The sequence below is a fragment of the Mixta sp. BE291 genome, assembly GCF_031457955.1.
Classification (GTDB): Bacteria; Pseudomonadota; Gammaproteobacteria; order Enterobacterales; family Enterobacteriaceae; genus Mixta.
The window spans coordinates 62941-78050 of the sequence record NZ_JAVDXN010000006.1 but is presented as its reverse complement, the minus strand read 5'-3'; the positions used below and the strand labels follow the sequence as shown (position 1 = coordinate 78050).

11 protein-coding genes are annotated in these 15110 nt (G+C 57.2%); 9 read left to right on the top strand and 2 right to left on the bottom strand.

What is annotated here, in order from left to right; genetic code table 11:
* Positions 1–15 precede the first annotated feature (15 nt).
* The 6 genes from J2X14_RS14855 to J2X14_RS14830 all read left to right on the top strand — a co-directional run bounded on the left by J2X14_RS14855 (position 16) and on the right by J2X14_RS14830 (position 6991).
* Positions 16–1362, top strand: a complete 1347-nt coding sequence (locus tag J2X14_RS14855) for an MFS transporter (protein ID WP_352411951.1) — start codon at positions 16–18, stop codon at positions 1360–1362.
* A gap of 9 nt (positions 1363–1371) precedes the next feature.
* On the top strand, positions 1372–2718 hold the full coding sequence (locus tag J2X14_RS14850; protein WP_352411950.1) for an enolase C-terminal domain-like protein: 1347 nt from the start codon (positions 1372–1374) through the stop codon (positions 2716–2718).
* Positions 2719–2728: 10 nt separating this feature from the next.
* Positions 2729–4069 carry a glucarate dehydratase gene (gene gudD, locus J2X14_RS14845; protein ID WP_352411949.1) on the top strand — a complete coding sequence of 447 codons (1341 nt, stop codon included), beginning with the start codon at positions 2729–2731 and terminating at the stop codon, positions 4067–4069.
* A 25-nt stretch (positions 4070–4094) separates the two neighbouring features.
* On the top strand, positions 4095–4856 hold the full coding sequence (garL, locus tag J2X14_RS14840) for a 2-dehydro-3-deoxyglucarate aldolase (protein WP_352411948.1): 762 nt from the start codon (positions 4095–4097) through the stop codon (positions 4854–4856).
* Between the two features lie 13 nt (positions 4857–4869).
* Positions 4870–5760: a 2-hydroxy-3-oxopropionate reductase gene (garR, locus tag J2X14_RS14835; protein ID WP_352412181.1), complete on the top strand. Its 891-nt coding sequence runs from the start codon at positions 4870–4872 to the stop codon at positions 5758–5760.
* Between the two features lie 82 nt (positions 5761–5842).
* A complete protein-coding gene (locus J2X14_RS14830) occupies positions 5843–6991 on the top strand; it encodes a glycerate kinase (RefSeq protein ID WP_352411947.1) in 1149 nt (382 codons plus the stop codon).
* A 46-nt stretch (positions 6992–7037) separates the two neighbouring features.
* Here J2X14_RS14830 and barA read toward each other — a convergent pair whose 3' ends face one another.
* Positions 7038–9767, bottom strand: coding sequence for a two-component sensor histidine kinase BarA (gene barA / locus J2X14_RS14825; RefSeq protein ID WP_352411946.1), 2730 nt, complete (start codon positions 9765–9767; stop codon positions 7038–7040).
* 91 nt (positions 9768–9858) lie between these two features.
* Between barA and rlmD the strand changes: the two genes are divergently transcribed.
* The 3 genes from rlmD (at position 9859) to mazG (ending at position 14293) form a co-directional block, all read left to right on the top strand.
* A complete protein-coding gene (gene rlmD / locus J2X14_RS14820; RefSeq protein WP_352412180.1) occupies positions 9859–11175 on the top strand; it encodes a 23S rRNA (uracil(1939)-C(5))-methyltransferase RlmD in 1317 nt (438 codons plus the stop codon).
* A 28-nt stretch (positions 11176–11203) separates the two neighbouring features.
* The gene (relA, locus tag J2X14_RS14815) at positions 11204–13435 is read left to right on the top strand and encodes a GTP diphosphokinase (RefSeq protein WP_352411945.1); all 2232 of its coding nucleotides are present in this window, start codon (positions 11204–11206) and stop codon (positions 13433–13435) included.
* Between the two features lie 63 nt (positions 13436–13498).
* Entirely contained in the window at positions 13499–14293 is a 795-nt protein-coding gene (gene mazG / locus J2X14_RS14810; protein ID WP_352411944.1) for a nucleoside triphosphate pyrophosphohydrolase, read from the top strand.
* Between the two features lie 441 nt (positions 14294–14734).
* On the opposite strand, the gene J2X14_RS14805 is transcribed toward mazG, so the two are convergent.
* A complete protein-coding gene (locus tag J2X14_RS14805; protein WP_352411943.1) occupies positions 14735–14974 on the bottom strand; it encodes a hypothetical protein in 240 nt (79 codons plus the stop codon).
* Between the last annotated feature and the right edge of the window lie 136 nt (positions 14975–15110).

Below are 15110 nucleotides of genomic sequence, written 5' to 3'. Positions count from 1 at the left end.
TTTCAGGAGTGCATCATGAATTCATACAGCCAGGCGGAAAGCGCCGTGGAAAAAAGAACTAACGCACGATACTGGATTGTCGTGATGTTATTTATCGTCACCTCTTTTAACTATGGCGACCGCGCCACGCTTTCGATTGCCGGTTCCCAGATGGCGAAAGATATTGGCCTCGACCCGGTTGGCATGGGCTACATCTTCTCGGCATTCTCATGGGCTTACGTTATCGGCCAAATCCCCGGCGGCTGGCTGCTTGACCGTTTCGGCTCGAAGCGTGTCTACTTCTGGAGCATTTTCATCTGGTCTCTGTTTACTCTGCTACAGGGATTCGTCGATATCTTTGAAGGTTTTACCGTGATCGTCGCGCTGTTCATGCTGCGCTTCCTGGTGGGCCTGGCGGAGGCGCCTTCTTTCCCCGGCAACAGCCGTATTGTCGCCGCCTGGTTTCCGGCGCAGGAGCGCGGTACCGCCGTGGCGATTTTTAACTCAGCGCAATATTTCGCCACCGTTATTTTCGCGCCGATCATGGGCTGGCTGACCTCGCAGGTGGGCTGGGCGCACGTCTTCTGGTTTATGGGCGGGTTGGGCATCATCATCAGCTTTATCTGGCTGAAAGTAATCCACGATCCTAACGATCATCCGGGCGTTAACCGGGCCGAGCTGGCATATATGGAGCAGGGCGGCGCGCTGATCAATATGGACGCGAAGAAAGAGAAACAAAAAGTCAGCGGACGGGAAAAGTGGTATCAGATTCGTCAGCTGATCTCTTCGCGCATGATGATTGGTATCTATCTCGGCCAGTACTGCATCAACGCATTGACCTACTTCTTTATTACCTGGTTCCCGGTTTATCTGGTGCAGGCGCGTGGCATGTCGATTCTCAAGGCAGGTTTTATCGCCTCCATTCCGGCCATCTGCGGTTTCCTTGGCGGCGTACTCGGCGGCGTAATCTCCGACTGGCTGATGCGTAGAACCGGCTCGCTGAATATCGCCCGTAAAACGCCAATCGTACTCGGTATGCTGCTCTCTATTTCGATGGTGACCTGTAACTACGTCGAGACGGAATGGGTGGTAGTGTTCTTTATGGCGACCGCGTTCTTCGGTAAAGGCATCGGCGCGCTCGGCTGGGCGGTAATGGCGGATACCGCGCCGAAAGAGATCAGCGGACTCAGCGGCGGCCTGTTCAATATGTTCGGCAACATCTCCGGCATCATTACGCCAATCGCTATCGGCTACATCATCGCCACTACCGGTTCGTATAACGGCGCACTGATTTATGTCGGCATCCACGCTTTCGTTGCGGTACTGAGCTATCTGGTGCTGGTGGGTGATATCAAACGTATCGAACTGAAAAAGTTAGTGTAAGGAGAGGCGATGAATACGCAAAGCACGCCCGTGATTACCGATATGAAAGTCATTCCGGTCGCCGGTTATGACAGCATGCTGCTCAATATCGGCGGGGCGCACAACGCATTCTTTACCCGCAATATCGTGGTGTTAACCGATAGCGCCGGACATACCGGCCTGGGTGAAGCGCCGGGGGGGGAAACCATCTTCCAGACGCTAAACGAGGCGATTCCGCAGGTGGTAGGGCATGAGGTCGGCCGTATGAACCGGCTGGTGCAGCAGGTGCATAAAGGGAATCAGCACGCTGATTTCGATACCTTCGGCAAAGGCGCCTGGACATTTGAACTACGGGTCAATGCGGTGGCTGCGCTGGAAGCCGCGCTGCTCGACTTATTGGGTCAGTGCCTGAAGGTGCCGGTCGCCGAACTGCTTGGCCCAGGCAAACAGCGCGATGAAGTCACCGTACTGGGCTATCTGTTTTACCTCGGCGATCGGCAAAAAACCGATCTGCCTTACCTGAGCGGCGAGCAGGCGACGCACGACTGGTATCACCTGCGTCATCAGCAGGCGCTGGATAGCGCGTCGGTGGTTCGGCTGGCGGAAGCCGCTCAGGATCGCTACGGCTTTAAAGATTTCAAGTTAAAAGGCGGCGTGCTGCCGGGCGAAGAGGAGATCGAAACTGCGCGGGCGCTGAAAAAGCGCTTCCCGGAAGCGCGTATCACCGTTGACCCTAACGGCGCCTGGCACCTGGATGAAGCGATTGCGCTCTGCAGCGGTTTGCAGGATGTGCTGAGCTATGCCGAGGACCCCTGCGGCGCCGAACAGGGCTACTCCGGGCGCGAGGTGATGGCGGAGTTTCGCCGCGCCACCGGTCTGCCGGTGGCAACCAATATGATCGCCACCAACTGGCGGGAAATGCAGCATGCGGTGATGCTGAACGCGGTGGATATTCCGCTGGCCGATCCGCACTTCTGGACATTAAGCGGCGCGGTGCGCGTTGCGCAGCTTTGCGACGACTGGGGCCTGACCTGGGGCTGCCACTCTAACAACCATTTCGATATCTCTCTGGCGATGTTTACCCACGTCGGCGCCGCCGCGCCGGGGAAACCCACCGCCATTGATACCCACTGGATTTGGCAGGAGGGCGATCAGCATCTGACCAAAGAACCTTTATCGATCCGTCACGGCAAAATCGCCGTGCCTGACAAACCAGGCCTGGGCATTGAGCTGGACTGGGAACGCCTGCAACGGGCGCATGAACTGTATAAAACTTTGCCGGGCGGCGCACGTAACGACGCGACCGCGATGCAGTACCTTGTTCCCGGCTGGACATTTGATCGCAAGCGCCCGGCGTTCGGGCGCAGCAAAGCATAAGGAATCGACCATGAGCCAACAGAACGCTACGCCGAAAATCACCGCTATGCAGGTCATCCCGGTTGCCGGTTACGACAGTATGCTGCTCAATTTGAGCGGGGCGCACGCGCCATTTTTTACCCGCAACATCGTGATCATCAAAGATAACGCGGGGCATACCGGCGTCGGTGAAATTCCGGGCGGCGAGAAAATCCGCCAGACGCTGGAAGAGGCGGCGGCCCTGCTTGTGGGTCATACGCTGGGTGAATATAAAAACCTGCTGAATAAAGTGCGTAACACGTTCGCCGATCGCGACGCAGGCGGACGCGGCACGCAAACCTTCGATCTGCGCACCACCATTCATGTGGTGACCGGTATTGAGGCCGCGCTGCTGGATCTGCTCGGGCAGTTCCTGGGCGTTAACGTTGCCAGCCTGTTGGGCGAAGGCCAGCAGCGCGATAGCGTCGAAATGCTGGGCTACCTGTTCTATGTCGGCGATCGCCGCAAAACCACGCTGCCTTATCAGAGCGAGCCGTCGGCCAGCTGCGACTGGTATCGTCTGCGTCACGAAGAGGCGCTGACGCCGGAGACGGTGGTCAGGCTGGCTGAGGCAGCGTATGAGAAATATGGCTTTAACGATTTTAAACTCAAAGGCGGCGTGCTGGCCGGTAGCGAAGAGGCGGAAGCGGTCACCGCGCTGGCTAAGCGTTTCCCGGAAGCGCGTATCACGCTGGATCCCAACGGCGCCTGGTCGCTGGAAGAGTCGATTCAGCTGGGTAAACAGCTGCGTAACGTGCTGGCCTATGCGGAAGATCCGTGCGGTGCCGAGCAGGGCTATTCCGGACGCGAAGTGATGGCGGAGTTCCGTCGCGCCACCGGCCTGCCGACCGCCACTAATATGATCGCCACCGACTGGCGTCAGATGGGGCATACCCTGTCGCTGCAGTCAGTGGATATTCCGCTGGCCGATCCGCATTTCTGGACCATGCAAGGCTCGGTGCGCGTGGCGCAAATGTGCCATGAGTTCGGCCTGACCTGGGGCTCTCACTCCAATAACCATTTCGATATTTCGCTGGCGATGTTTACCCATGTCGCCGCCGCCGCGCCGGGCAAAATTACCGCCATCGATACGCACTGGATCTGGCAGGAAGGCAATCAGCGTCTGACGAAGCAGCCGCTGGAGATCAAAGGCGGTATGGTGCAGGTGCCGCAGAAAGCGGGCCTGGGCGTGGAGCTGGATATGGATCAGGTGATGAAGGCGCACGAACTTTATCAGAAGCACGGACTGGGCGCGCGCGATGATGCGCAGGCGATGCAGTTCCTGGTGCCGAACTGGAGCTTTAATAACAAACGTCCGTGCCTGGTGCGCTAAGCGCGCTTAACCGAGAGGAAACAGAATGTCTTATCCCAACCGTTTTCGTCAGCGTCTGCTGAGTGGTGAAACGCTGATCGGCAGCTGGTGTTCGCTGGCGAATCCTATTACCACGGAAGTGCTCGGCCTGGCGGGTTTCGACTGGCTGGTGCTGGACGGCGAACATGCGCCAAACGATATCACCACCTTTGTGCCGCAGCTGATGGCGTTGAAAGGCAGTTCCAGCGCAGCGGTGGTCCGTCCGCCCTGCAATGAGCCGGTGATCATCAAACGTCTGCTGGATATTGGTTTTTATAACTTTTTGATTCCGTTTGTGGAAAGCGAAGAGGAAGCGGCGCTGGCCGTGGCTTCGACGCGCTATCCGCCCGCCGGTATTCGCGGCGTCTCGGTTTCGCATCGCAGCAACATGTACGGCACGCTGCCGGACTACAACCTTGATATCAACAACAACGTCAGCGTGCTGGTGCAAATTGAAAGCCAGCTGGGCGTGGATAATCTCGACAGCATCATCAGCGTTGAGGGCGTGGACGGGATTTTTGTCGGCCCCGGCGACCTCTCCGCCGCGCTCGGTTATCTGGGGCAGCCAGCCCATCCTGAAGTGTTAAAGGTCATTCAGCATATTTTTGCGCGGGCGAAAGCCGCAGGCAAACCGAGCGGCATCCTGGCGCCGGTGGAGGCTGACGCGCGTCGTTACCTCGAATGGGGAGCAACCTTTGTCGCCGTAGGCAGCGATCTGGGCGTCTTCCGTAATGCCACGCAGGCGCTGTGCGATCGTTTTAAAAAATAGCTTAACAAGGGGAATAGCAATGAAAGTTGGATTTATTGGTCTGGGCATCATGGGCAAACCCATGAGCAAAAACCTGGTAAAAGCGGGTTATTCGCTGGTGGTGCGTGATTTCAGCGAGCAAAACGAAGCAGAGCTGATTGAACTGGGCGCCGCCACGGCGAAAACGCCAAAAGCGGTCGCTGAACAGTGCGACGTCATCGTTACCATGCTGCCGAACTCACCGCACGTTAAGGAAGTGGCGCTGGGTGAAAACGGCATCATTGAAGGCGCCAAACCCGGCACCGTGCTGATCGATATGAGTTCCATTGCGCCACTGGCCAGCCGCGAAATCCACGACGCGCTGGCGGAGAAGGGCATCAAAATGCTGGATGCGCCGGTAAGCGGCGGTGAGCCAAAAGCGATCGACGGCACCCTTTCGGTGATGGTCGGCGGTGATAAAGCGGTTTTCGATCGTTATTACGATTTGATGAAAGCGATGGCGGGCTCGGTGGTGCACACCGGCGATATCGGCGCAGGCAACGTCACCAAGCTGGCGAACCAAGTGATTGTGGCGCTGAACATCGCGGCGATGTCTGAGGCGCTTTCTCTGGCAACGAAAGCAGGCGTTAACCCGGATCTGGTTTATCAGGCGATTCGTGGTGGGCTGGCAGGCAGCACGGTGCTGGATGCCAAAGCGCCGATGGTGATGGATCGTAACTTTAAGCCAGGCTTCCGTATCGATCTGCATATTAAAGATCTCAGCAACGCGCTGGATACGTCGCACGGTGTTGGCGCGCAGCTGCCGTTGACCGCTGCCGTAATGGAGATGATGCAGGCGCTGAAAGCCGATGGCATGGGCACTTCCGACCACAGTGCGCTGGCCTGCTATTATGAAAAATTAGCGAAGGTTGAAATTTCACGCTAGTCATCCGCACAGGTGTCGAGCCGGTCAGGGTGACCGGCTCCGTTCTCTGGCTGCGGCCAGCTCAACAGCGCTCGGACAATTTATGAAAATCGTTATCGCACCGGATTCGTATAAAGAGAGTTTATCCGCCCTGCAGGTCGCTTCGGAGATTGAAAACGGCTTTCGTGCAATCTTTCCCGAGGCGGAATATGTCAAGTTGCCGGTTGCGGATGGTGGCGAAGGCACCGTAGAAGCAATGGTAGCGGCCACGCAAGGTAAAATTGTCAGATTACGGGTCACCGGGCCTTTGGGCGAACCGGTTGATGCTTTTTATGGTTTGTCTGGCGATGAAAGCTGCGCGTTTATTGAGATGGCCGCCGCCAGCGGCCTGGAACTGGTGCCGCCTGCCCGGCGCGATCCACTGGTGACCACCTCGTGGGGCACCGGCGAGCTGATCGCTAACGCGCTGGATCGCGGCGTACAACATTTTATTATCGGCATCGGCGGCAGCGCCACCAACGATGGCGGCGCCGGTATGGTGCAGGCGTTGGGCGCCAGGCTGCTGAATGCGCAAAATGAGCAGATCGGTTACGGCGGCGGCGCGCTGCCGCAGCTGGCGCGCATTGATATCAGCCAGCTTGATGCGCGCCTGCGTCAGTGCCGCTTTGAGGTCGCCTGCGATGTTACTAATCCGCTGACCGGCGATGAAGGCGCTTCAGCGATTTTCGGCCCGCAAAAGGGCGCGACGCCGGAGCTCGTGCAGCAGCTTGATCGGGCGCTGGCGCACTACGCCGCGATTATTCAGCGCGATCTGGATAAGGATGTGCTGCATATTCCCGGCGGCGGCGCGGCGGGAGGCATGGGCGCAGCGTTGCACGCGTTTTGCCAGGCAGAGCTGCGGCGCGGTATTGAGATCGTGACCGAAGCGCTGGGGCTGGATGAGTTAGTGAAAGACGCCACGCTGGTGATCACCGGCGAAGGCCGCATCGACAGTCAAACCGTACACGGCAAAGTGCCGATTGGCGTGGCGAAAGTGGCGAAGCGTTATAACAAGCCGGTGATCGGTATTGCCGGTAGCCTGACGGCGGATGTCGGCGTGGTGCATCAACATGGTCTCGACGCGGTATACAGCGTGATCTATTCCATCTGCACGCTGGAAGAGGCGCTGGATAACGCGGCGGAAAACGTACGCATGACGGCCCGCAATATCGCCGCAACCCTGAAAATAGGTCTGGCTATCCCGCCAGCCTGAAGCAGGCTATCACCTGCAACATTGGTCAGGCTGTGCCGTCAGCCTGTCACCCCTGACTAAGAATGTGGCGCGCCGCCTGCGCCACATTCTCCATTTCATCCAGCAGCTCCAGCAGTTCCGGCTCCAGCGCCATCACTTCGCCATCCAGCCGCAGGCTATGTTCAATCTGCCGACAGAGATTTTTCATGCGTGGCACGCCGCTGTAGCTGGCGCTGCCGTGCAGCTTATGAATAATTTCCCGCAGCCCGTTCTGACGGTTTTCCGCCAGGCTCTGCTCCACCTTTTCCCGCACCTCCGGCAGAAAATCCAGCAGCATGCGCAGCAGATCGCGCGCCAGATCCGGTTTGTTAGCCGCCTGACGCAGCGCCAGCTGCCAGTCAAGCGACGCCGGAACCGCTGTGGTTTCCGGCGTTCCCGGTAACAGCGTCGGGGAGTAACGCGCCAGCAGATGGCTCAGTTTCACCTCGTCAATCGGCTTGGCGAGGTAATCATTCATGCCCGCTTTAATCAAGTGCTCACGTTCGCCATCAATGGCGTGAGCGGTCACGGCGATAATTGGCGTATTGGCATGCTGGGGCAGTTCGCGAATCAGTTCGCTGGCGCGAATGCCGTCGATTTCAGGCATCTGAATATCCATCAGAATAATATCCAGCGCCTGCTGGCGGGCGATATCGATCGCTTTTTCACCGCTGTCGCACAGCACGATATTTTCTACCTGCTCCTCCAGCAGCGCGCCAATCAGCTTCAGGTTGGCGGGGTTATCATCTACCGCCATTACCGCCAGCGGCAGACGGGCGCGCGCGGGCAGGTCATAAAGCTTACGCGCATGTAAATCGAGCATAATCGGCAACAGGCGTGTGCGGGTGACCGGTTTACATAAGCAGGCATCAATGCCGCGCGTTTTCAGCAGCTCCGCCTGTAACAGCATCTGGCTCGGCATCGCCATAATTACGCAGTCCGCCCGCGCCGTCAGGCTGTTAATAAACGCCTGCGACAGTACGCTGTCGGTGCTTTGGCTAACCGGCAAACTCATCAGCAGCATATCGTAACGCGTCTCGGTCAGCCCTTCGAGCGTCAGGCTGTAGCTGACGGTAAGCGGCGTGGAGCTAAGGATATCCAGCGCCGCCTGCGCCGCAGCCGGGTTCGCCTCAACATAGGCGAGACGCTTGCCGCGCAGCCCATCCAGCGCGCGAGGATCGCTGGCGGCGTTCGGATTCAGCGCCAGACTGACGTGGAACCAGAACGTTGAGCCCTGACCCAGGCGGCTGTGAAAGGCGATATCGCCACCCATCTCTTTCACCAGTTTCTGGGTGATCACCAGCCCCAGCCCGGTGCCGCCGTGCCGCCGGGAAATACTGGCATCCGCCTGGCGGAAAGCCTCAAACAGCTGCGACTGCTGCTTTTCCGCGATGCCGATGCCGCTGTCGTGGACCTGTACTTCCAGCTCGACGCTGCTGTTGCTCAGGCCGCGCTTTTCCACGCGAATATCGATATTGCCGCGTTCAGTAAACTTCACCGCGTTGCCAATCAAATTGGTTAAAATCTGCTGCAGGCGCAGCGGATCGCCAATCACATTGTCCGGCACCTCGCCCTGAACGTTAATGGTCAACTCCAGCCCTTTGTCATGGGCGGAAGGAGCCAACAGCACCAGCGTTTCATCCAGCGTGGCGCGTAGCGGGAACGGAATCGACTCCAGCACCAGCTTCCCGGCTTCCAGCTTCGAGAAGTCGAGTACATCGTTGATGATGCTCAGCAGGTTATTGGCCGAGCGCTCGATAGTATGCAGATAATCGCGTTGGGTGGCGGTAAGCGGCGTTTTTAGCGTCTGCCGCGTAAAGCCGATCACACCATTCAGCGGCGTGCGCAGCTCGTGCGACATATTGGCGAGGAATTCTGACTTGATGCGCGCCGCCTCCTGCGCCCGCCGCTTGGCCAGATCCAGCTCCACGTTCTGGATCTCCATCTGTTCCAGCGTTTCACGCAGGTCGGAGGTTGCCTGATCGATATTCTGCTGCATCTCTTCATGGTAGGCCGTCAACGACATCGCCATGGCGTTAATGCCGTTTTTCAGCATATCCAGCTCGCCAAGCATATGCCCCTCGACGCGGCTGTCGAGCTGACCACGGCGAATACGATCCACCGTGCTGACCATATTGCGTATCGGCCCGGTGACGTCACGCATCAGGCGATAGGCAAACAGCATGGCGATAGCGAGGCAAAACAGCAGCAGCAGCGTAGAGACAAAGATCTCTTTATATTGCTGTAGCCTGACCGATTGCAGATCCAGCTCAATCGCCACGTAGCCCAGCGGATTGCCGGTGGGCTTGGCATCCCGCCCCGGCGACTCATCCGGGTAATAGCTTTCCGATACCACCGGCGTGCGCAGCACCATGATATTGCCAACGCGTTGAATCGCCGTGACTTTTGGCGGCTTTACGCCATCCGGCAGGCGCAGCATCTCCTGATTCAGATGATAGTTTGAGGTAACAAACACCTGATTTTTATCATCAAAAACCGTAATGGCGCGCACAATGTCAGAGTGGCGGCGATGCAGCACGCTCACCAGCTGGCGTACCGATTCGCGGCTGTGAAAGGTCATGCCGTATTCACTGGACACCGCCAGCGGTTCGATAATATTTGCGCCAGCATCCACCAACTGACGTTGCAGTTCGTTATAGCGATGCACCACAAAAAAGGTACTGAGCAGCAGGCCAATCATTAAGGTCGGCGCCAGTATTAAAATCATCATCCTGGCCCGCAGGCTATATTTGGTCATGATAGTCCGGTATGAGACAATTACGCTGGGCAGTAACGCCGTCAGAACGGTATTACTTCGCGTAGCAATTATTCAGAGATTCTATTCCACTATGGCGCAATTCTACTCCGCAAAACGGCGTGTGACGACCCGACAGACAATTACGGTGACTATTCACGATCTTGATGCTTTCGGTCAGGGGGTGGCTCGCCATCAGGGCAAAACGCTTTTTGTCAGCGGCGCGCTGCCGGGCGAGCAGGTCGAGGTTGAGCTGCAGGAGGATAAACGCCAGTACGCACGCGGACGCGCACGGCGGATTTTACAGCCCAGCGAGCAACGCGTTACGCCGCGCTGCCCACATTTCACCGTTTGCGGCGGTTGCCAGCAGCAGCATGCTTCGCAGGCATTACAACAGCAGAGTAAAGCCAATGCGCTGGCGCATCTGCTGACGCGGGAAACCGGTCAGCCGATTCAGGTGGATGAAATTATTGGCGATAGCGCTTACGGCTACCGTCGTCGCGCGCGGCTCGGCCTGCAATATCAGAACAAAACCCAGACGCTGCAAATGGGCTTTCGTAAAGCCGCCTCAAACGAGCTGGTTTCCATCGATTGTTGCCCTATTTTGAAGCCCGAACTTGAGGCGCTGCTGTTGCCGCTCAGAGCCTGTCTCTCCTCTTTGCAGGCGGTACGACGTCTGGGGCATGTCGAACTGGTGCAGGCGGATAACGGCCCGGTGCTGGTGTTGCGCCATCTTGATCCCTTAAGCGCAGGCGATCGGCAAAAGCTGGAACGCTTTTCGCATGAGCATCGGCTGGCGTTGTTTCTGGCGCCTGATAGCGAGCAGTTAACGCAGATCGACGGTGAGCCGCCTTATTACCTGTCGCATCAGCTGAAGCTGAACTTTAGCCCGCGCGATTTTATTCAGGTTAATGACGCGGTAAATCAAAAGATGGTGGCGAAGGCGCTGGAATGGCTCGATCTACAGCCAGGCGATCGGGTGCTGGATCTGTTTTGCGGGATGGGAAATTTCACTTTGCCGCTGGCGAAGTTCGCACAAAATGTTGTGGGTGTGGAGGGCGTAGCAGCTTTAACGGCGCAAGGTGCGTATAATGCCAGCCAGAATTGTCTCGAAAACATCACTTTTTTTCATGAGAACCTGGAAGATGATGTGACGCGCCAGCCCTGGGCAGCGCGCGGTTTTGACAAAATATTACTGGATCCAGCGCGAGCGGGCGCGGGCGGCGTTATGCAGCATATTGCTAAACTGGCGCCACAACGTATTGTTTACGTTTCATGTAACCCGACTACACTTGCCCGCGACAGTCAGGTGCTGCTGGCGTCCGGTTACCAGTTAGAAAGGGTTGCGATGCTCGATATGTTCCCGCATACCGGTCATCTTGAATCCATGGTGCTATTCGGTAAAACATAAGTATCTTTACAGGTTGCCAGGAGAGGTTATGGTTGCGGTAAGAAGCGCACATTTGAATACGGCGGGTGAGTTCGCGCTCGATGAATGGATCACCAGTTTGGGGATCGTTAACCCGCAATCAAGTGAACGACTGGCCGATACCTGGCGCTATTGTGAGGCCGTCACCCAGGCGCATCCCGATCAGGCGTTGCTGCTGTGGCGCGGCATTGAAATGGTTGAAATCCTTTCGATGCTGAGCATGGATAACGACACGCTGCGCGCCGCGCTGGTGTTTCCGCTGGCAGATGCCGATGTGGTATCGGAAGAGAAGCTGGAAGAGACCTTCGGTAAAGCGATCGTCTCGCTGGTGCATGGCGTGCGCGATATGGATGCGATTCGCCAACTGAAGGCGACTCATAACGATTCCATGGCCTCCGAGCAGGTGGATAACGTACGCCGCATGCTGCTGGCGATGGTGGAAGATTTTCGCTGCGTGGTGATCAAGCTGGCCGAGCGTATCGCCCACCTGCGTGAAATGAAGGACGCGCCGGAAGATGAGCGCGTGCTGGCAGCAAAAGAGTGTACCAATATCTACGCCCCGTTAGCCAACCGTCTCGGCATCGGGCAGCTCAAGTGGGAGCTGGAGGATTTCTGCTTCCGCTATCTTCATCCTGATGAATACAAACGCATCGCTAAGCTGCTGCATGAGCGGCGTATCGACCGCGAGCAGTATATCGAAACCTTTGTTAACAGCCTGCGCACCGAGATGACGCGCGAAGGCGTTAAGGCGGAGGTTTACGGGCGGCCGAAACATATCTACAGCATCTGGCGCAAGATGCAGAAAAAGTCGCTGGCATTTGATGAACTGTTTGATGTGCGCGCGGTGCGCATTGTCGCCGAGCGTTTGCAGGACTGTTATGGCGCGCTGGGGATTGTGCATACGCTGTATCGTCATTTGCCGGATGAGTTTGATGACTATGTCGCTAATCCGAAGCCCAACGGCTATCAGTCGATTCATACCGTGGTGCTCGGTCCCGGCGGCAAAACGGTTGAGATTCAGATCCGCACGCGCCAGATGCATGAAGATGCGGAGCTGGGCGTCGCCGCGCACTGGAAATATAAAGAAGGCTCCGGCGGCCAGGCGCGTGGCGCGCATGGTCATGAGGAGCGTATCGCCTGGCTGCGTAAGCTGATCGCCTGGCAGGAAGAGATGGCGGATACCGGCGAGCTGCTGGAAGAGGTGCGTAGCCAGGTTTTCGACGATCGCGTGTATGTGTTTACGCCGAAGGGCGACGTGGTCGATCTGCCTGCGGGTTCGACGCCGCTGGATTTCGCTTATCACATTCACAGCGATATTGGTCATCGCTGCATCGGCGCCAAGATTGGCGGCCGTATCGTGCCCTTTACCTATCAGCTGCAGATGGGCGATCAGATTGAAATCATTACGCAAAAGCAGCCGAATCCGAGCCGCGACTGGCTAAACCCCAATCTTGGCTATGTCACCACCAGCCGTGGCCGCTCTAAAATCCACGCCTGGTTCCGCAAGCAGGATCGCGATAAGAATATCGTAGCGGGCCGCCAGATTCTGGATAACGAACTGAATCAGCTGGATATCAGCCTGAAAGAGGCGGAGAAGCTGCTGCTGCCGCGCTATAACGTCGGCACGCTGGATGAGTTGCTGGCGGCGATCGGCGGCGGCGATATTCGCCTCAATCAGATGGTGAATTTCCTGCAGGCGAAGCTGAATAAGCCGAGCGCGGAAGAGGAAGATCGCGAGGCGCTGCGCCAGCTGACGCAGAAATCCCATACGCCGCAGCGCGCAGGGAAAGAGAGCGGGCGCGTGGTGGTGGAGGGCGTTGGCAATCTAATGCACCATATCGCCCGCTGCTGTCAGCCGATTCCGGGTGACGATATTGTCGGCTTTATTACCCAGGGACGCGGGATTTCTATTCACCGCGCCGACTGCGATCAGCTGGCGGATCTGATGTCCCATGCGCCGGAGCGTATTGTGGATGCGGTTTGGGGCGAGAGCTATTCCAGCGGTTATTCGCTGGTGGTGCGCGTGACCGCCAACGATCGCAGCGGGCTGCTGCGCGACATTACCACGATTCTCGCTAATGAGAAGGTGAACGTGCTGGGCGTTTCCAGCCGCAGCGATACGCGTAAGCAGCTGGCCACCATTGATATGGATATTGAGATTTATAATCATCAGGTGCTGGGCCGCGTGCTGGCGCGGCTTAATCAGGTTCCTGATATCATCGACGCCCGACGTCTGCATTAATCATCCGGCATACCGCAGGCGCTGCGGTATGCCGGTCCCGCTTATTCGCATTAAGGTTTCACTATGACTGCTCTTGATCGTCTGCTGACTATTATGCAGACCCTGCGCGATCCGCAGCACGGCTGCCCCTGGGATCGTGAACAAACGTACGCCACGATTGCGCCCTATACGCTGGAAGAGACTTATGAGGTGATCGACGCGATTCAACGCGAAGATTACGAGGATCTGCGCGGCGAGCTGGGCGATTTGCTGTTTCAGGTGGTTTTTTACGCGCAGATGGCGCGGGAAGAGGGGCGTTTTACCTTTGATGATATTTGTCATGGCATTGCCGATAAGCTGGAGCGCCGCCATCCGCATATTTTTGCCAACGCGCAGGTAAAGGATAGCGAGGAAGTGCTGCATAACTGGGAGCAGATTAAGCAGCAGGAGCGGGCAGAGAAAGCGCAGCATTCGGCGCTGGATGATATCCCGCAGGCGCTACCGGCGCTGATGCGCGCGCAGAAGATCCAGAAGCGTTGCCGCAGCGTGGGCTTTGACTGGAATTCGTTGGGGCCGGTGGTTGATAAGGTGCATGAAGAGATCGATGAGGTGATGCACGAAGCGCAGCAGGCGGTGGTAGATGAGGCGAAGCTGGAGGAGGAGGTAGGCGATTTGTTGTTTGCTACCGTTAATCTGGCGCGTCATCTCGGTACGAAAGCGGAAACCGCGCTGCAAAAAGCCAATGTGAAGTTTGAACGCCGTTTTCGTCAGGTGGAGCAGATTATCGCTGCGCAAGGCATGAATATGAGTGACGCTTCGCTGGATCAGATGGAAGCCGCCTGGCAGCAGGTGAAAGCGGGCGAGAAAGCGGCGGGTTAAAGCAGCGTTAAAGCGGCTCTAAAGCTTAAACGGCTCTGCCGCCGTTTTGGCGTAGAGCTGTTCGTTGGAGGGTGTGCTTTATGTGGGTTAAAACGGCTCCGCTGCCGTCAGCGGGGGAAAGGCCGTTCCGTAAAGACGTCGTCAATCCATCCCTGGAGACTCCGCCGCGTCATCCCTGACGCGGAGGCTTTACTCCACGGCCTTTCCCCCGCTTCCCACGCTTTCGGTGTCGGTTTGTCAGAAAAACCCTCTTTATCAAGCTTTCTGTGTAGGTTTGTCAGAAAAACCCTCTTTATCAAGCTTTCGGTGTCGGTTTGTCAGAAAAAACCTCTTTATCAGGCTTTCTGTATAGGTTTGTCAGATAAATTTTCTTTATTATCAGAGGGTAATTCTGTTTTTTCCAAAGTAGAAAACCCCTGGTTAAGTTACGGAAGTCCGATATCAAGGGAAGGCGAAGGGCGGGGCATAAGGCGGGCCTCCCGCGCCAGGGAAGGCGCGGGCGGAGGCGCCATGGATGGCTTCATGCCGTCCCACCGTTGACCCGCCCTTCGCCTGACCGGCACGGTTCAGTTCAAAGCGTGCAGCTGTACCACCCATTACCGGACCGGCACGGTTCAGTTCAAAGCGTGCAGCTGTACCGCCATCGCCTGACCGACACGATACAAAGCTCGCAGCGTTCATTTTTTAGCCACAACACCTCACTGCCAACCGGTCGCCAATCTCGGCTTACTCGTTTCAGCTTTTAGCGAAAAAAGGGTGATGGTCATGACGCAAATCAACCCTTCGAACCTCTCCCCCGGTTAAGGTAGGCCGTCAT